12 protein-coding genes and 1 pseudogene are annotated in these 17,660 nt (G+C 59.8%); 6 read left to right on the top strand and 7 right to left on the bottom strand.

Going from position 1 to position 17,660, the window contains the following annotated elements; genetic code table 11:
- Positions 1-120: pseudogene (locus tag P0D87_RS05985) on the bottom strand (DNA-binding response regulator); the annotation flags it as partial.
- A gap of 259 nt (positions 121-379) precedes the next feature.
- Here P0D87_RS05985 and P0D87_RS05980 point away from each other — a divergent pair.
- The gene (locus P0D87_RS05980; RefSeq protein ID WP_494478592.1) at positions 380-1,309 is read left to right on the top strand and encodes a LysR substrate-binding domain-containing protein; all 930 of its coding nucleotides are present in this window, start codon (positions 380-382) and stop codon (positions 1,307-1,309) included.
- 33 nt (positions 1,310-1,342) lie between these two features.
- Positions 1,343-2,284 carry a quinone oxidoreductase family protein gene (locus P0D87_RS05975; protein WP_053860655.1) on the top strand — a complete coding sequence of 314 codons (942 nt, stop codon included), beginning with the start codon at positions 1,343-1,345 and terminating at the stop codon, positions 2,282-2,284.
- Between the two features lie 38 nt (positions 2,285-2,322).
- Here the strand turns inward: P0D87_RS05975 and P0D87_RS05970 are convergent, their stop codons facing one another.
- A complete protein-coding gene (locus tag P0D87_RS05970; RefSeq protein ID WP_053860656.1) occupies positions 2,323-2,883 on the bottom strand; it encodes an acyltransferase in 561 nt (186 codons plus the stop codon).
- A 480-nt stretch (positions 2,884-3,363) separates the two neighbouring features.
- On the opposite strand from P0D87_RS05970, the gene P0D87_RS05965 reads away from it, so the two are divergent.
- Positions 3,364-6,099 (top strand): MGH1-like glycoside hydrolase domain-containing protein, encoded by a 2,736-nt coding sequence (locus P0D87_RS05965; protein ID WP_053860657.1) that lies wholly within the window; start codon positions 3,364-3,366, stop codon positions 6,097-6,099.
- A gap of 162 nt (positions 6,100-6,261) precedes the next feature.
- Here the strand turns inward: P0D87_RS05965 and P0D87_RS05960 are convergent, their stop codons facing one another.
- The 5 genes from P0D87_RS05960 to P0D87_RS05940 form a co-directional block, all read right to left on the bottom strand.
- Positions 6,262-6,702: a hypothetical protein gene (locus P0D87_RS05960; RefSeq protein WP_254597495.1), complete on the bottom strand. Its 441-nt coding sequence runs from the start codon at positions 6,700-6,702 to the stop codon at positions 6,262-6,264.
- Positions 6,702-8,606 (bottom strand): RICIN domain-containing protein, encoded by a 1,905-nt coding sequence (locus P0D87_RS05955; protein ID WP_053860900.1) that lies wholly within the window; start codon positions 8,604-8,606, stop codon positions 6,702-6,704. The genes P0D87_RS05960 and P0D87_RS05955 overlap by 1 nt, the downstream gene beginning before the upstream one ends.
- A 76-nt stretch (positions 8,607-8,682) precedes the next feature.
- Positions 8,683-9,306 (bottom strand): SCO family protein, encoded by a 624-nt coding sequence (locus P0D87_RS05950; RefSeq protein ID WP_044020130.1) that lies wholly within the window; start codon positions 9,304-9,306, stop codon positions 8,683-8,685.
- Between the two features lie 258 nt (positions 9,307-9,564).
- A complete protein-coding gene (locus P0D87_RS05945) occupies positions 9,565-11,367 on the bottom strand; it encodes a NosD domain-containing protein (protein ID WP_053860658.1) in 1,803 nt (600 codons plus the stop codon).
- 54 nt (positions 11,368-11,421) lie between these two features.
- Positions 11,422-12,333, bottom strand: a complete 912-nt coding sequence (locus P0D87_RS05940; protein WP_171800008.1) for a polysaccharide deacetylase family protein — start codon at positions 12,331-12,333, stop codon at positions 11,422-11,424.
- A 586-nt stretch (positions 12,334-12,919) separates the two neighbouring features.
- Between P0D87_RS05940 and P0D87_RS05935 the strand changes: the two genes are divergently transcribed.
- The 3 genes from P0D87_RS05935 to P0D87_RS05925 all read left to right on the top strand — a co-directional run bounded on the left by P0D87_RS05935 (position 12,920) and on the right by P0D87_RS05925 (position 17,647).
- The gene (locus P0D87_RS05935) at positions 12,920-15,172 is read left to right on the top strand and encodes a polysaccharide biosynthesis tyrosine autokinase (protein WP_053860659.1); all 2,253 of its coding nucleotides are present in this window, start codon (positions 12,920-12,922) and stop codon (positions 15,170-15,172) included.
- A gap of 89 nt (positions 15,173-15,261) precedes the next feature.
- On the top strand, positions 15,262-16,506 hold the full coding sequence (locus P0D87_RS05930; RefSeq protein WP_053860660.1) for a polysaccharide biosynthesis protein: 1,245 nt from the start codon (positions 15,262-15,264) through the stop codon (positions 16,504-16,506).
- 10 nt (positions 16,507-16,516) lie between these two features.
- Positions 16,517-17,647 (top strand): hypothetical protein, encoded by a 1,131-nt coding sequence (locus P0D87_RS05925; protein WP_081653057.1) that lies wholly within the window; start codon positions 16,517-16,519, stop codon positions 17,645-17,647.
- Positions 17,648-17,660: the final 13 nt, after the last annotated feature.

Below are 17,660 nucleotides of genomic sequence, written 5' to 3'. Positions count from 1 at the left end.
GAGCGCGAGGCCGGCTTTATGGCCGTCGCGCGCCCAGTCGACCGTGAAACCCGCCTGACGCAGACCCGCTTCGACCCCGCAGCCGATCAGGTCGTCGTCTTCAACCAGTAGTACACGCATGGGACGCAAATTCCGTTGAGTGTTGTGATGATGATTGCGATGCATCGCGGAAAAGCGGCGCTGGAGTCCGCAGTTTAACCGCGCTGGCATCGCATGCATTACCGGTATGCGAATGGATTCTGCTTGCCCGCTTGAACGGCCTTCCTTGACAAAGACCGCGTATTGATACGAACCTTATGCCCCCGCAGCATGCGACGAACGCGACGACATTCGGCTGCACATTACCTGCAAGACCTTGAGCACATGAATACCTATGCCGATAAGCATTTCGTTTGAAGTTCTGGAGGTGCTGGACGCGATCGACCGTACAGGCACGTTCGCTGAAGCTGCGGAAACGTTGCATCGCGTTCCTTCGTCGCTAACGTACCTCGTGCAAAAACTGGAAAGCGACATGCAGGTCGAGCTTTTCGACCGCAGCGGCAGACGGGCGAAACTCACGGAGGCAGGGCGCTTTCTTATCGATGAAGGGCGTCAGCTTCTGGCAGCCGCACGGCATCTCGAAGCGAAAACGAAGGGCATACAGAGCGGCTGGGAAAGCGAGTTGCGAATATGTCTGGATGCAATCCTGCCGTCCGCATCGTTATGGCCGCATGTTCGTGCTTTTTATGACCTTGGAATGGTGACGCAGTTGCGCCTTTCGACCGAGGTGCTTGGCGGCGTATGGGACGCGCTGGTGACGCAGCGCGCCGATCTCGCGGTGGGCGCATTCGGCGAGCCACCGCATGCATCGAATATTGCAGCCCGGCCGATAGGCACCCTTCGCCATGTGTTCGTCGTTGCGCCCGACCATCCACTTGCCGATTTGCCGCAGCCGCTGGAAAGCGCGGCAATCGCGCGATACAGGGGCGTCGTGATAAGCGACACGTCCCGGCAATTGCAGCCTCAATCGGTCGCAAGGCACGACGGACAGAGCGTGATCGTCGTGCCCACACTCGCCGCCAAGGTCGAAGCGCTGTGCGAAGGTATCGCTGTCGGCATGTTGCCCGATCGCGTGGCGGAAGGCCCGATAAGCGAAGGCAAGCTCGTGACGCGACGCGTCGCGGGCGTGCGTGAATATACAAACTGTTATCTCGCGTGGCGCGAAGACAAAATGGGCCGCGCGTTGGAGTGGTGGATCGCTCAGCTCGACAAACCGGATCTGGTCGAGCGAATTTTTTGGGGCGTTGCCGCCGCGTTGATGCATCATTGACGGCATCTCATCCATCGGAGCGTTCCCGTCATCATGAAGGCACTTAGATTTGCGCAGTTCGGTCAGCCGGACGTCTTGTTCGTCGACGAAGTTCCGGCGCCCTCGGCCGGTGCAGATACCGCAATCGTTCAGGTGCGGGCGGCATCCATCAATCCGAGCGACGTAAAGAATGTCGCCGGCCGAATGAGCCAGACGACGCTGCCGCGCACGCCGGGGCGCGACTATTCGGGCATCGTTATCGACGGCCCGCAGGAATGGCTCGGCGTGGAAGTGTGGGGCTCGGGCGATGCCGGCTTTACCTATGACGGCACACACGCCGAGCAGATCGCGGTGCCCGTCGCGAGCCTTTGTCGCAAGCCGGGCAACCTGTCGCACGAACAGGCGGCGGCGATCGGCGTCAACTTCGTGACCGCGTGGTGCGCGATAGTCGAAGCGGCGCAGGTCACGAACGCGGACACGGTGGCGATCATCGGGCTGGGCGGCGTAGGCGGCGCGGCGGCGCAGATCGCGCGGCGCATTGGGGCAAGGGTGATTGGCGTGACGCGAGGCGCGCGCATGAACCCGTATGTCGATGCCGCCGTCGACAGCCTCGGCGATACCGTCGCGCAGTTGCGTGCGGCGAGCGATGGCGGCGCATCCGTCGTGTTCGATACGGTGGGCGGCTCGATGTTCGAAACGGCCGTCAAAATGCTCGCGCTGCGTGGACGTCTGATCGAAATCTCGGCGACGGATCGTCGTCAGGTGAGCTTTGACCTGGCCGATTTTTATCACAATGAAAGCCGGCTAGTGGGCGTCGATTCGCTCAAGCGGGACCTCACCGCGGCCGCCAGGATTCTCGAAGACTTGCGCGCTGGGTTCGAGGAGGGCAGTTATCAGCCGCCCGCCATCGCCAGAACGTATGCACTCGACGATGCCGTCGCGGCTTACCGTGCCGTCGACGCGGGCACGTCGGGACGCATCGTGTTGAGCCTGTGAAAGCCGCGCTGTGAAAGCCGCAGCGGCGCCACGTCAGTCTAGCTGCGGACCCAGTCATCAGGCGCTTCGAATGTCTTGATCACGCGTGCCGGTATGCCGCCGGCGAGGCTCCTCGGAGGAATTGCGCCGGTGACAATCGATCCGGCCGCAATGACACTGTGGTCGCCGATAGAAGCGCCTGCCAGAACCATCGAGTTCGCACCGATCCACACGTTGTTGCCGATTGAAACCGATGCCTCGGTTAGCGGTTCATCCGGGCATACCTGATGAAAGTGCGTGTCGTAGATATAGACCATGTCCGCGACCTTCACGGAGTGGCCGATCTTGATCGATTTCGCGGCGCATAAAACGACACCGTCGTTGAATAATGCGTTGTCGCCGACTTCGAGTACGGCATCCTGGAGCACCGTGAATTGCTGCCGAAGACGAAACGAGCGGAAGCAACAATTCTCTCCCAGCGTGACGCGTCCTTTGCCGGCGAAATCAGGAAAGTATCCGTCGACTATGGGTCGTCCCGCACATTGGATGGTCCGCGGTTTGACAAGCGAATAAAGGAGTCCCTTGAGGCTGGATCTTTTCAAAATACTTCCGAGGTCCATTTCTTTGACTCCTCCGAGTAATGCGTCAACGATAGGGAACTCGATATGGAAAATCGGGCCTTCGATGGTTGCGTTTTGGGGATGCGATTCTGGCGTGACTCATTTGTTCACGCCGGGACAGGCCGCGGTATGGAGCCGGCCGTTCGCGGTATCGATATGCGGAACAGGTGAGTATACCAGTGCCTTCGGAGGCGGCTGAGTTGGCGGCTGAGTTGGCGACGACAGGCGGTGTCACCGGGTGCCCGTCGCGCTTCGCAGCCGCACCTACGCGCGAGCACCTGGATTAGTTCCACGTGCAGCCGGATCGATGCTTTTCCAATAGTCATTCGCAAGGCCGCTTACCGTCGGTTTCCTCGGAGCGCATGGGACTAAGGTCCAATGGCGGCGGTGGTTCGAAGGTTGTAGCGTGAGCAGCAGCGGTCTGGCTGTTCTGTTTCATCACGACCAGCACATCGCGGCTCACCTGTACCGGAGGAAAACATGGGCCCTGCAATCGTGGATGTAGCCGAACAAGCACGCCTGAACGATGCGCGCGAGGCGAACGTGCCGTGGAAGAAGTGGGGGCCCTACGTCAGCGAGCGGCAGTGGGGCACGGTGCGTGAAGACTACAGTGACAACGGCGATGCGTGGAACTACTTCACCCATGACCATGCGCGTTCACGCGCCTACAGGTGGGGCGAGGACGGGCTAGGCGGAGTGTGTGACGATCAGCAGCGGCTGTGTTTTGCGCTGGCGCTATGGAACGGGCAGGACGCCATCTTGAAGGAGCGCCTGTTCGGCCTCACCAACAGCGAGGGCAATCATGGCGAGGACGTGAAGGAGTATTACTTCTATGTCGACAGCACGCCCACGCATTCGTACATGAAGTACCTTTATAAATATCCTCAGCGCGAATATCCGTACCGGGATCTCGTCCAGACGAATCGCCAAAGATCGCGCGAAGAGATGGAATACGAACTGCTGGACACCGGCATCTTCGACGATGACCGCTATTTCGACGTATTCGTGGAATACGCGAAGGCCGCTCCGGAAGACATCCTCGTGCGGATTACCGTGCACAACCGCGGACCCGAGACCGCACCGTTACGCGTTCTGCCGACACTCTGGTTCCGCAATACATGGTCATGGGGCGAGGACGAGCGCAAGCCGTCCGTGCAGGATGCGGGCGCTGGCGTCATCCGGGCCGCGCACCACGATCTCGGCGAATACTGGCTTCACTGCGAAGGCGCACCAGAGACGCTTTTCACCGAAAACGAAAGCAATACGCAGCGCCTGTGGGATCAGTCCAACGCGTCGCGCTATGTCAAGGATGCGTTCCACGCGTACGTTGTCTCGGAACAGCGCGACGCCGTGAATCCGGAAAGAACCGGAACCAAGGCAGCGGCCCATTACTGCTGCGAGGTGCCTGGCGGCGGCAGCGCGACCATCCGCTTGCGCCTTGCGCCATCCAGACTCGACGACGCCTTCGGCGGCTTCGAGCAGATCTTCGATAGCCGCCTCGCCGATGCCAACGAGTTCTACGAGCGCATTACGCCCAGATCGCTGTCCGAAGACCAGCGCCGGGTGCATCGTCAGGCGTTGGCAGGCATGCTCTGGGGCAAGCAGTACTACTACTTCGATCTCGAACTGTGGCTGCGCGAGCATGGCAGCCATCCGTTGCTCGACTCCGCGCGGCGCGATGTGCGCAATACCGAGTGGTTTCACATGTTGAACGCCGACGTGATCTCCATGCCGGACAAGTGGGAGTACCCGTGGTACGCGGCCTGGGACCTGGCCTTTCACACGATCGCGCTGGCGCAGGTCGATTTCGACTTTGCGAAGGAGCAGTTGCTGCTGATGCTGCGCAGCCTGTACGTGCACCCGAGCGGGCAAATTCCCGCCTACGAGTGGAATTTCAGCGATGTGAATCCGCCGGTGCACGCCGCCGCCACGCTGTGGCTGTACAAGTATGAGAAAGAACTGGGACGAGCCGACCCGCGTTTCCTGGAGCGCTCGTTTCAGGGGCTGATGCTCAACTTTAACTGGTGGGTCAATCGCAAGGACCCCTCGGGCCGCAACGTATTCGCCGGCGGCTTTCTCGGTCTCGACAACATCGGCGTGTTCGACCGCAGCGCGGAACTGCCGACGGGCGGGGCGCTAGAACAGGCGGACGGCACCGCATGGATGGCGTTTTACTGCCAGACCATGCTGGAGATGGCGATCAATCTGACCGAGTACGACCCGCTCTACGAGGAGGTCGCCTTCAAGTTCGTTCAGCATTTCATGTGGATCGCCTATGCGATGGACCGACGCGGCGAACACGAAGACGAGATGTGGGACGAGCAGGACGGCTTTTTCTATGATCTGCTGCGCCTGCCCGACGGCAAGACGACGCGCCTGAAGATCAGGTCGCTGGTCGGGCTGCTGCCGCTGTGCGCGTCCACGGTGTTCGAGGCGCACTCTCTCGAGCGCATGCCCAGGCTCGCCGCGCTGATCGCGCAGTTTCGCAAACGCTACCCCGAATTGATCGCGCAGATTGCCCCGACCGACACCGGCTTCATCGGCTATAACCAGCGCAGGCTGCTGTCCATTCTGAACAGGCGCAAGCTGGAACGGGTGCTGCGCTATATGCTCGACGAGAACGAATTCCTCGGGCCGCACGGCATCCGTTCGCTCTCCCTGTATCACCTGGAACATCCTTATGTGATCAACGTCGGCGGACAGGAGTACAAGGTGCAATACCTGCCGGCCGAATCGAATACCGGCATGTTCGGCGGCAATTCCAACTGGCGCGGACCGGTGTGGATGCCGGTCAACCTGCTGATCGTCCGCGCGCTGGTGAACCTGTACAGTTTTTTCGGCGATGACTTCAAGGTCGAATGCCCCACCGGCTCCGGGCAGCAGATGACGCTCTTCGAGGTGGCGCAGGAGATTGTTCGTCGTCTGACCGGCACGTTTCTGCGCAATGCGGAAGGCAAACGACCGGTCTACGGGGGAACGGAAAAATTCCAGAACGATCCTCACTGGCGCGACCTGATTCTATTTTACGAGTACTTTCACGGCGACAACGGCGCGGGCCTCGGCGCCAGTCACCAAACCGGCTGGACAGGTCTCGTCGCGCCGCTGCTCGATCTGTTCGGGCGCGTCGACGCGAAGACCGCGCTGGAAATCGATCGTGCACGCGTGATGTCGCAAGTCGTCAGGGGGCAGGTGGGCGGAGAAGAGACCGGTGGATAGTGAGCGAGGCAAAGTGCCCGAGGTATGTCGCCCGCGCTGCGCTGTGCTCGGTCAGTGCGTTAGTTGACATAATATAAATTATCAACAAATCGCATGTGCCAGCTGATTTGAAATGTCGCGTTTCCCACCCAATGCCACACCAGCCGCTTCACCGCCTCACCATCAAGGCCCAGTAACAAACCGCCAAAGCGCCGCACACTCGGCACGCGACAACTGGAAATGAGGCATCGACTTACGCAGCAGCACGCTTGCTGGATCGATGCCGTCCTCGATGGCTCGACAGAACGCCACCGGGTCATACTGACTCGGCGGCCCGCCTCGGCGGCTCTTTGCGTCAAGCAAGTAGCCGCGTGTCAGCGGCGGCGCAAAGCTGGGCGCCGGCTCCGTCCGCGTGTGGCAATTGATGCATCGCGTCGTCCATTCCGGCAGCGCTTGATTGTCGTCGCGCAGATGCGCCGCTGCCGGACGTTGCCCGGTGAAAATCGCGCACCCAAGATCGTCCGGTTTGCAGCGCTCTTCAGCATGCGCAAAAAGCGCAGCGCCAAGTAGCGCCAGGCAAACCGTCCAGCGAGCCGCGAGGCGCGAGGTTGTCGACGTCGTCATCAGTGGAGGCGCAACGTGCGTGACACGCTCGGCACGCCGTTCGTGTTCAACGCGAACAGCATGTAGTAGCCGGGAATCACAACACCAGGATCGGCGGGAATCTTCAGGATGAATTCGCCGGCCGTACCGATCGTGAAACTCAACGGCACGCGTCGCTGCTCGTTGTTCACTGCATGTGTGTTGGACGACAAACGCATCAGCGCGAACGCCTTCACGCCAGTAGTGGCTTTCACCGCGATGGACGTGCCGAGTTGCGCGTCGGCCGGTACGTTGCTGAGCGTCGGCCGCGTGGCCGCCGAACCATCCGCATTGAGCAGATACGGCGGTGTGAGTATTTCGATGTCCGTATGGTTGGTCGCACAACCACCGCACAAACCGCCGCCGCCGCTGAGCACCCGGCCGTCCGGCAATAGGAGCGCAACGCTGTGATAAGTCCGCGGCACGGCCTGCGGCGCGAGTTGCGAAAAGACCTTCGTCGTCGGGTCCCACAACTCGGGAGTCAGCACCGCGGTGTCGTCCGAGAAAGGCTGTGCGAACGCCTGGCCGCCCACCACGACGACCTGTCCGTTCGGCAACACGACGCTGCTGCTGAATGCCCGCGTATAGCTCATCGGAGGCAGCGCGGTCGCGGTCGCCGTACCGGTGCTGATATCGATGAGCGTCGCATTCGAAGTCGCATTCGACTGCTCATAACTCGGCGCCCCGCCGACCGCAAGAATCTTCCCGATGTCGTACATGACCGCGTTGCCGTTCATCGCATCGGTATCGTTCGCGCGCTTGCCCGCATCGGTCACATTGCCGTTACCCGCGGTGTCGAACCAGTGCATGGCCTGGCTCGGCCCCGCGTGGAAAACGCGTCCGTTGGCGACCGCGAACAACCACGCGTGGTTATCGGCGCGGAATATGCCGGCCGCGTCCTGGGTCAATATGTAGTCGGCGAGTATCGCGCCGTTGATTTGCCAACCCACGCCCGATGTCCACGTCTCGCCGTTCTTGCCGCCCTCCCCGCCATTCCACGAGCCGCCCAGCGTGAACACGCTGCCGTTGCTCAACGTGACGGTGCCCTGATAGCCGCGCGGGATTTTCATCAGGTTGCTTGACGACCATTGACCCGTCGACGGCGTGTAGATACTCGTCTTCGAACTGCTCGATCCGCCGTTGACCAGCAAGCGGCCGTCAGGCAGATTCGCGATGCCCGGACAGAACATGTCGTGCCCGGTATTGCTGACCAGCACCTGCTTGTTGGTCCCTGTGGTTGGGTTGAAGACTGCGGTGTAGGTCTTTCCCGGCGTGATTTCACCCGAGGTGAAATCGAGCAGCATATCGGAGGACCACACCAGCACGTTGCCATCGGGAAGATTGGCTGCTGCTGCGGGAACCATCGGCACGCCGAAAGGCCCCGACCATTTGGACGGCAACGTCTTCACATTCAAACCGCTCAACTGCCAGGTCTGCAGCGCGCTGCCATTGCATGTCTGCTGGCGGATTTGCTGACCCCATCCAGTGAGACTCTGCGCGGCCAGACACAAGCCGCTATGCGCAGCCACTATCGCGTAGCCGTTGCCTTGCGGCTTCGCGGTGAAGGTCTGGTTCGTCTGACCGTTGCACGACCACTGGATGATCGCGGCGCCCGCAGCCTTGCTCTCCGCGTTCACATCCATGCACAGGCCGCTGTTCTGATTAACGAAATGGAACTGCGACCCGATCGGTACAGGCCGCCACTGCTGATTGGCGCCGCCCGAGCAGCCCCAGGAGATCACCGAAGCGCCGGGAGTGGTCGATGCAGAGTCGACGTCCGCGCACACATTGCCGCCGAGCGCTATCGACCCTACCGTTTGCGCTTCTACGCGTCCGGCAAACGTGGCAAGCGTCAACGCCAGTGCAGCGACGAAAAATGCATTCATGCACTTGCCTGCATAGCGCGAGAAGAATCTGACAAACGGAATTGGCGCCACGGTTTCTGCTCCAGTGAAGGTTGTACTACGCGCGCCCCAATGCGCTCAGCGCATTGCAAATTTCATCTGCACGCGGAAGATCCGCGCTGCGCCAGCGCAATCGCGCGTTTGCATCGAAGCAGTAGATCTGGGTTGCGTGATCCGCAATGTTGCCGAGCGGCAGGCGGCTGCCTGCAAGGGCCATACGCATGCCGTCGATGTCGCGCAATGTGGGTGTTGCCGCAGTCCACGCAGGGCCTGCCTGAAAGCGCTTGAGCCACGCATGCAACGCGGATGGCGAGTCGGAGAGCGGATCGATTCCTATCGACAGCAATCGAACCGGATAACGCCCACGTATTTGTGGCAACCGCTCCTGGACCGCGCTGAACAGCGCTCCTTGCAAAGGACATACGGAACTGCATCCGGTATAGATGGTTTGAAGCGCAGTCACGCCGCCTAGCAACAAGCTGTTGAGCAATCGCTCGGTGCCGGCCTGATCGACCAGCCGCGTATCGTCGAGACGAACAGGCGGCGTGACGAGACCGGAGGTTCCATGCTGTGCATATGACGGCAAAGGCGCCGCCGCGATAGCAAGCGATGCGATATCGCGCAGGAAGACGCGACGCGACGATCTTTCAAGCGGGATGGACTCGCCGGCTTTAGCGCGCATGAGAGCTTTCGGATCAAACAAGGTGTCGTCCTCCGCAAAAGCTCTTTGGGGAAGTCGGCGATCGCTACGTTGCTTCGGTTTCGGGGGGCGGAAAACCGGTCACGTATTGGAGGTAGCGATTAACGCCGACGGCAAACGATCGTATGCGAAGATCGCGGCTTCGGTTTGTTTAGTACCCCACACTTCGCAGTGTTTGATGACGCGAAGCGAAAGCACTGCGGCGATCTCTATTAATTCGCGTGCCGCGATGCTGTTTTTTTAACCCGCGCTGGCATTGCTCGCGAGCAGCATTCCCGAACCGCGAGCCTGCGAATAGCCCGTGCCGCAGCTCATCGCACTGTTTCCTGTGACCGACATGTCGGTGCAGCCGGACAGATTCATGCCGGTCTCGCAACGGCGCACGAGATTTGCCGACACAACGCCGCCGATGCGATTTGCCGCTGCAATTCCGCTTCCGCCCGGCCCGTTGAAACCTTCAACGACATTGCCGACTACCACGGCGCCCGTCGCGCTCGCCTCGAGATAGATGCCGTGCTTCGCGCTTTGCTGACCGAGTACAGTATTGCCGTTGATAACGGGATCGGACACGTCCATACAATGGATTCCATGCGCGCCCATGTAGCGCAGGTTATTGCCGAGAATCGACGGCGAATCCTGGTACTGCGCGAAAATGCCCATTGCGCCATCCGCGGCATTACACAGCACACTGTTATTGGTGACAGCGGTGCCCTGCCCGCGCTCATGCCACTTGAAAGTCAGTAGCGGCGAGCCGGCGCCTATCGGATTGCTTGCGAGCAGCGCAGTCCCCGCAACACTCACAACGAACGTCGCTGACGGCACGCCTGGCCCGGTGATGAGTTGCCCCAGTTGGACGGCCGGATTTGCAGATGCAAGCGTGACGCGAGCCGTGCCGTTTGTCGCCGCCCGCTGCTCCACCGCGACCGCGTCATCCACGTCCGAGCCCAGCAAGCAGATTGCGGCTCTCGCGTGACCGCGCGTGAGATCGATGGTATTGCCCGATATCACGCATTGCACCGCTCCGCCATACACGGCAATGCCGGCGTGAATCGGGTCCCATGCGGAGCCGGTGCCGTCGGTTGCGGCGCGGTCGAATATCACCGTATTGCCCGTGACCGAGCACGCCAGCGATCGGACGATAGCGATGCCCCACCACTTTGCGCCTTCGCAGGTGTTGCCTGTGATGGTCGAGTTGTTGACGTTTTCCGTGACGATGCTTCGCCGAAACGGACCTCGCACGACGTTGCCGACCACCGTACACATGTTGTCCTGAAGTGGGAAAGAGTCGGCATGGTAGTTCGCCAGCCCTTCCATGTGTATACCGATGCGGCAGTCCTGGCCCGCCTTCGCCGTCACGAGATTGCCGGTGATCGTCGCCGCGCAACCCCACACCGTGATACCGTCGCCGCGATCCTCGCCATACGTGGATTTTTGCGTGGGCCCGCCGCCAGCGCCGATACAGTCGATAACCCGGTTATTCGCGATGATGAAGTCGTGGTACTCACCGGTCGATTCAACCTGGATGCCATTCTGAAAATAGCGAATGGTCGAGCGCGTCACGGAACCCAGACTTGCGCGAAACATGATGCCGACGTTTCGCGCCCCGCTATTCGACTGAAGCATGTTCGGGTTCGTCAGATAGACTCCGTCGAATTCGCAGCCAGGAGCAGTCACCGTGATCGCCGCCGCATTCGCGATGCCTGCGGTAAAGCGCAACTCGCCGCCGCCCATCACCCGAATCGTCTTCTCTATCTTGAGCGGCTTCGTCAGTTTGAACACGTACCCGCCTGGCACATTCACTACTGCGGCGCCGCTGCTGAAAGCCGCTTGTATCGCGGCGCTATGATCGAGCGACGGCGCGCCGGAGCGTGCGTCAGCGCGTGCCTCGGCTGACATGAAGTCCAGCACGCTTGCTTCGCCATTCGGCCCACGTGCATTGACTGCATTCGACGCAGTTGCCGGATTGGCCGAAAAGTACCCCGCCACTGCCGCGCCCGCGGTCGTAGTTATCTTCGTCAGGAAGTTGCGCCTTTGTTCACTCACAATTTTTCCAGCAAGTTGGAGTACAACTGTTGGCCGCTGCGACTTACTGTGCGATTAACCGGCATTCGTCTGCGGCTTGCCAAGGCGAGCGAAGCTAAGCGTCCTTAGCAGTATCGACTTGACCGTGCCCAAAGGTAGAAGCCGCCAGGCGAGCGGCACGCCCGTCATTTGCGCGGCAAACCACGGTAATGAGGAATCGTCTTCGATATCGAATGCGCTCAGGCGAAACGGATCGCTTCTTTCGTCGTTCCAGCCCACTGCCGTAGTGCGTCCGGTCTTGTATCCGGTCGCCTTGAGCATCGCCACCTCGCGCGATCCATATCGGCCATACGGATAGGCGAAGTGTTCGCAAGGTGAGCCGGTCAACTGCTCAACCTCACGCTTCGATTGCGCGAGTTCGTCGATACATTCCTGATCGTCGAGGCGCGTGAGCGTCGGATGAAAGCGCGTATGCGATTGAAAGTCCACGTACGGCAGCATGGCTTCTATCTGCTCTCTGCTTAGTCCGCTGACCGGTGCTTCGTCGCTGCGCACGTCCTGTTGAAATCCGCGCCGCGCTAACTCCTCGAGCCTTTGCGAATTGGGGAGCTTGATCAGACGCTTGACTCCCGCATGCTGCGCGCCGGGTGTCAGCCACCAGTGAGTGCGCTCGTGCGCAACGATACTGCTGCAAATGTAAATAGTCGGACGAACGCCATGCTTGATGAAAACCGGCAACAGTGCCGCATTTCCGACGTGGCCATCGTCGAATGTCAGTGCTGCGCGCCGGCGACCCTTACCCGGTTTATTTACTTCGGACATCGGAACAAAATCGCAATACCGCTTCAAATACGCAAGATGTGAATCCAGTGTGGCAGGATCGGGATCGTGATAAAGAAGCACCGCAACCCGGTCTCGCCATAGCAGCAAGCGTGTGAGCGCGGGCAAGCCGCTTACAAGAATGGCGTGCGTAAAGATCGTGCGCATTAGTTGCTTCGGCTTCATGTCACCTCTTGAGATCACGAAGTACAGCACGTGTTGTGCGCTTCCTTATACCGTTGCCGATAAGGTGCGAACGTACGGTTAACCACAAACGCGCCGTGTGCGCCGACTTTCGCGTAACGGCTTTGCTTTTTGCGAATACGATCGCTAGAAAACGCAGCGCAAATGATCCAATAGAACTTGTGCGCTCGCGAACATACGCGTCGAAAATGGCACCGCAGACTCTGGCAGTGCTGACCGGTGCGCGTCACGCAGTGCGCCGCCTTCACACCGTTCTACATGCGACCCGGCTTCATTCAGGCACGAAGCGAGTGTGACGAGTCGCAGCATTCCGACAACGTATGAGCCTTGTTTGCCGCCATGTTTTATCGAGGCAAGAAAGAGGCGTCTGATCGGCATTTCCACGGGTTCGAACGACGCTCCTTGACCCGAGCGGAAAGCAATGAGCCGCGGCGCTTACGCGCGGTAAGCAGACCAATAGCATCCGGCAACGGAACTTCGCTGGCATCGGCGGCTGCGCATCAATGTGTGTGCGGGCAGTCGGTTAAACCTCTTCGATGATGGGTTCCCTATGAACGAGTTTTCTCCAAAATCGCAGGCTGCCGGCTCCGGCCAGAATGACGTGAATCTGGTGCGTTACGTCGACGTCGTCCTCGCGAACCGGTGGCTTGTACTCGCCATTACGAGCATGGTGCTGGCAATCGGTGTCGCGTACAGCTTTCTCGCGCCGCCCGTTTATCAGTCGGATATTCTCCTGCAGGTTGAACAGGAGAGCCCCACCAACACCAAAAGTCTGCTAGGCGACGTGTCTAGTCTGTTCGACGTTAAAACAGAAACCACCGCCCAGATTGAAGTACTGCGCTCGCGCATGGTCGTGGGAAATGCAGTCGACAATCTCAGACTCTACATAAGCGCCGAGCCGAAACGCTTTCCGCTAATCGGCAATTGGATCGCGCGCTGGAACAAGAGCCTGTCTCAGCCCGGCCTGCTCGGCGTCGGCGGCTTTGCGTGGGGCAATGAATCGATCGATGTCGGGACGTTCGATGTCCCCGAGGATCTCGAAGGCGATGACTTCAAGCTGACCTCGCTTGGCGGAGACCGCTATGTGGTCGACCAGAAGCAGCTTGATGCGCCGATCTACGGACGCGTCGGCGAGACGATCGTTTCTAATGAGAGCACCGGCAAGATAACGCTGCGCGTGCAAACACTCAATGCGAATCCCGGCACCGAATTCGTGCTCGTGCGCAACGCGCGACTGAAGACGCTGGAAAACCTGCAAGACAAGTTGTTCATTGTTGAAAAAGGCAAGCAGAGCGGCATCATCGGCGCGTCATTGACAGGCACGGACCGGCAACTGACCGCGAAGATCCTGAACAATATCGGCGATGAGTACGTCGCGGCAAATATCGCGCGCAAGGCTGCCGAGGCTGAAAAGTCGCTCGCGTTTCTCAGCGATCTACTGCCGCAACTGAAGAGCGAGCTTGAAGAATCCGAGCGCAACTACAACGCATTGCGAATCAAGCGCGGCACATTCGACATCAGCGAGGAAGGCAAGACGTATCTGCGCGAAAGCGTCGAATTGCAGGCGAGCGCGCTGGCACTCAAGCAGAAGCGCTCGGAGCTGACTGCACTTTTCACGAGCGAACATCCGTCGGTTCGTGCCGTCGACCAACAGCTTGCCTCGCTGAGCGCTAAAGAAGCCGCGGTCTCGCAGCGAATGACTTCACTGCCCGAACTCGAACAGGAATCGTTGCGCCTGATGCGCGATGTGCGCGTCAATAACGATCTCTACGTCGGCATGCTCAACAACATGCAGCAGTTGAAGCTCGTGCGCGCCGGCAAAGTCGGCACCGTGCGCCTGCTTGACCGTTCGCTCGTACCGAAGGAGCCCATCAAGCCGAATAAGCCGCTGCTGATCGCAGCGTCCGCGGTACTCGGCCTCTTTCTGGGGATAGCCGCAACTTTCATGCGCCACATACTGCGCGGCGGCGTGACGAACCCTCAGGACATCGAGCAGGAAACCGGTCTGACCGTGTATGCGACTGTGCCGGTGTCGCGCACACAAGCAACGCTCGAGCATGATTCGCCAGAACGCAGCGAGGGCTTGTTGTTGCTGGCGTCGCATTCTCCCGGAGACCCGTCGGTCGAGAGTCTGCGCAGTTTGCGTATCGTGCTGCAGCTTTCAATGCTGGAAGCGGGCAACAATCGCGTGCTGCTCACCGGTCCGAGCGAACAGATCGGCAAATCGTTTCTATGCGCGAATCTCGCGGCCGTGATGACCGGCTCCGGCAAGCGTGTGCTGCTGATCGACGCCGATTTGCGCAGAGGTCATTTGAACGACTATTTCGGCAAGGAATCTCAACCAGGGCTCGCGGACGTTTTGACGTCGAATGCCACGCTGGATGAAGCTCTGCAGCGTAACGTCGCGCCCGGACTCGACTTCCTCCCCAACGGTACTACGCCGTCCGACCCCGCCGAGCTTCTAATGGGCGACGCAATGGCGCGTCTTCTCGAATCGGTCGGCGACAGTTACGACATGGTGTTGATCGATACGCCGCCCGTTCTCGCGGTATCCGATGCGGCGGTAGTGGCGCACCGTTGCGGCACCGTGTTCCTCGCCACGCGCTTCGGTACGACTTCGGTCGATGAAGTGCGCGAGTCCGTCAAGCAACTCAGGCATGCGAACGTGGAAGTCAAAGGCGTTATCTTCAACGCCTTTCATCCCGCGGCCTATCGCTACAGCCTCGGTTCGCATGCGGGGCGAAACCGGTATCTGTCGTATCAGTACGCGACTGCCTCGAGCGATTCCAAATCTAGCAATTGACCGGCGTCCAACGGTATGCCGCAAAAAGCCTTCACGGCCGATGCGGCATGACCCGGACGGCTTTGCCCAAACCGAACTCCAAATAGAAGATGATCGTCAATGTAAAGCATTCGGTGGTTAGTATCGCGGGCGTTGTCCTTAGCCAGGCCGCGAACTTCATTGCGGTCATCCTGATCGGCAAGTTCTGCGGGCCGAGTGAGCTCGGTTACTTCAGTCAGTTGAACGCGATTGGCCTGTTCGCCGGTTCCGTGCTGGGCTTGCGGCTCGAAGTGGCCTGCATGGCAGCGGATAAGAAGCTCGCCGTTCAGGCGCTGGTGAGTTCGAGCTGCGTTGCGACGGCGATCGCTCTGCTGCTCGCCGCCGTCGCGGTGGTCACTGGCCAGCAGAAGTACTTGACCGTCGTGGTGCTCGCGACCGGCGTATTTCTCCAGCAGGCACTGTCTTCCGCACTGGCGAGCGAGCGCAAGTACCTGAGCATTGCCGTGCAGCGCGCATTTCCCAATGTTGCATTCGCAGTCGCATTTATTGCGCTGATGATGGCAGCCGGGCACCCGTGGAGCGGCCCGGATATCTTCGCGGTATATAGCTTCGTGTTTTTTGCTTCGGCCGTCGTCCCGTTGGTCGGCTATCTTTTTGCTTCCCGACCGATGCTTTCGTCGGAGTGCCTGAAGTTCTCCCGGCTGCAACTGGATTACGCCAAGTTCTCGCTGCCGACAACGTCGCTTAATTCGGTCGTGATCTACTCAATCGCGATCCTGATGCCGCTCGCTTTCGCCCCGCACGACGCGGGCGTGTTTGCTCTCGCCTATCGCGTCGGCTATTTCCCCGCGTCGCTTCTGTCGCAGAGTCTCGGGGCTGTATTTCGCCGGGACCTGATCGATCTGGTGGAAAGAGGAACGGACGTGCGCAGCGGCAGAAATCCGGCGACATCGTTCTCGCTGGTTTTGATGCCGTTGAGCGTGGTGCTCATTGCCGCCGGCTACCTCGGTCTCGCGCTCATCATCAACTTCAAGATGGGAGATTTGTGGCAGCAGTCGATGGAAGTCTACCTGCTGTTTTCGCCGTACTTCCTGACAATGGCTGTGTTCGGTTCGCTTGCACAGGTTTTTATCGTCTTCAGGCAGCAGAAGTTCGATCTGATGATTCAACTGATGAGCGCCGCCAGCATTTTCGTCATTTTCTCTTTCAAAAGCTTCTTCAGGCTCGACTTCATGTCCGTTGTGCTGCTTCTCAGTTTTATGGGAACGCTGGTGGCATGCATCGGAATCTACTATTCGGTGAACGTGGCGAAAGGCGGCATGAGCATCGAGCCGCGGGATTCAGTCGCAATCTAAGGGGATGAACGTGCGCATTGTCAAAGTACCTGGGCTGATCGGGCCGAGCGCGAGTCCCGGTGTGTCGGCGACAATCTGGGTGCTGCTGCTCGCGCTTCTTTGCTTCGTTGCCGTCGCGCATGAAACGGTGCTGCCGGCCAAGTTCCTGCTCGACGAGCAGGTTATCCTCGAACGCATGGTGACGGTTAGCCGCTTCGAAGCGTTCGGCGACTCCTTCGACAACCTCGCATGGACTTTGCGGTGGCTCGGCGCGGGTACGGCGGGAATATCCCTGATCGGATTCTTCGCGTCCACCGTCGGACTGGTGCTCGCGATCTGGCGTTCGGGCGTGACGTCCCTGACCGGCACGGAGTTCCTGCTCGCCTGCTTCTGGCTCGTTGCACAAACGGTTTACATCGGCATGCCGTCGAAGGAGATCGTCATATCGCTGGCGGTTCTCGTGATTCTGCAGTGCAAGGACTCGCGGTTCATCGTTGTCATATTCACCGCTTGCGTCGCGCTGATCGCCGTTTTCTTTCGTACCTACTGGGCGATTACATTGGCGCCGGCGCTATTGCTCTACTTCGGGCCCGCCGTGCTGCGCAAGCCGCTGTCTCTTGCGTTCGTTGCTGTCGTCCTGTTCGCGTGCGTGGCCGTCAACTTCCGCATTCAATACGGCGAAACGCTGGACTTCGCACGCCAAATGGTCAACGAGTCGAGATATCCGAACGAGGTGGGATCGCTTATCGTACAGATCATTCCGGGTGGCAATATAGTCTCGGACGTGACGAACGCCATGCTCATTCTCGGGACATTCCTGCTGCCATTACCGCTGATTCTCTCGGGTGTGGCGACGCAGACCATCGGCGGAATATGCACGTTTTTTACGCTGGCGTTGATGTTCTCGCGGTATCAGGGAAGACGCGCGGTGGCGGCGCCCGATCGTTTCGGGAAGCTGTGCTTCTGTTTTATCGTCAGCTTTCTTGCGACTCAGGCGATCTTCGAACCGGACTATGGATCGTTTCTCCGCCACCTATCGCCGATCTCACCGCTTATGCTCTATCTGCTGCTTTCATCGCGTTCGGAGCGGGAGTCGGAAGCGCCTCGCTCCTCTATGATCCGGAGCGCCCGCTCGCATTCCGGCCAGCCGGCGCGCGGATAACCGCGATCGCACG

It is taken from the genome of Paraburkholderia sp. RL17-368-BIF-A (assembly GCF_046054045.1).
GTDB classification, from domain to species: domain Bacteria; phylum Pseudomonadota; class Gammaproteobacteria; order Burkholderiales; family Burkholderiaceae; genus Paraburkholderia; species Paraburkholderia graminis.
The sequence above is the reverse complement of the archived record's forward strand: the minus strand, read 5'-3'. Positions and strand labels throughout refer to the sequence as shown.

Coding starts and splice junctions, on each gene's coding strand:
- P0D87_RS05940 (WP_171800008.1), bottom strand. CDS start 12,333: ATGCGCACGATCTTTACGCACGCCATTCTTGTAAGCGGCTTGCCCGCG.
- P0D87_RS05935 (WP_053860659.1), top strand. CDS start 12,920: ATGAACGAGTTTTCTCCAAAATCGCAGGCTGCCGGCTCCGGCCAGAAT.
- P0D87_RS05930 (WP_053860660.1), top strand. CDS start 15,262: ATGATCGTCAATGTAAAGCATTCGGTGGTTAGTATCGCGGGCGTTGTC.
- P0D87_RS05955 (WP_053860900.1), bottom strand. CDS start 8,606: ATGAATGCATTTTTCGTCGCTGCACTGGCGTTGACGCTTGCCACGTTT.
- P0D87_RS05970 (WP_053860656.1), bottom strand. CDS start 2,883: ATGGACCTCGGAAGTATTTTGAAAAGATCCAGCCTCAAGGGACTCCTT.
- P0D87_RS05960 (WP_254597495.1), bottom strand. CDS start 6,702: ATGACGACGTCGACAACCTCGCGCCTCGCGGCTCGCTGGACGGTTTGC.
- P0D87_RS05950 (WP_044020130.1), bottom strand. CDS start 9,306: ATGCGCGCTAAAGCCGGCGAGTCCATCCCGCTTGAAAGATCGTCGCGT.
- P0D87_RS05975 (WP_053860655.1), top strand. CDS start 1,343: ATGAAGGCACTTAGATTTGCGCAGTTCGGTCAGCCGGACGTCTTGTTC.
- P0D87_RS05965 (WP_053860657.1), top strand. CDS start 3,364: ATGGGCCCTGCAATCGTGGATGTAGCCGAACAAGCACGCCTGAACGAT.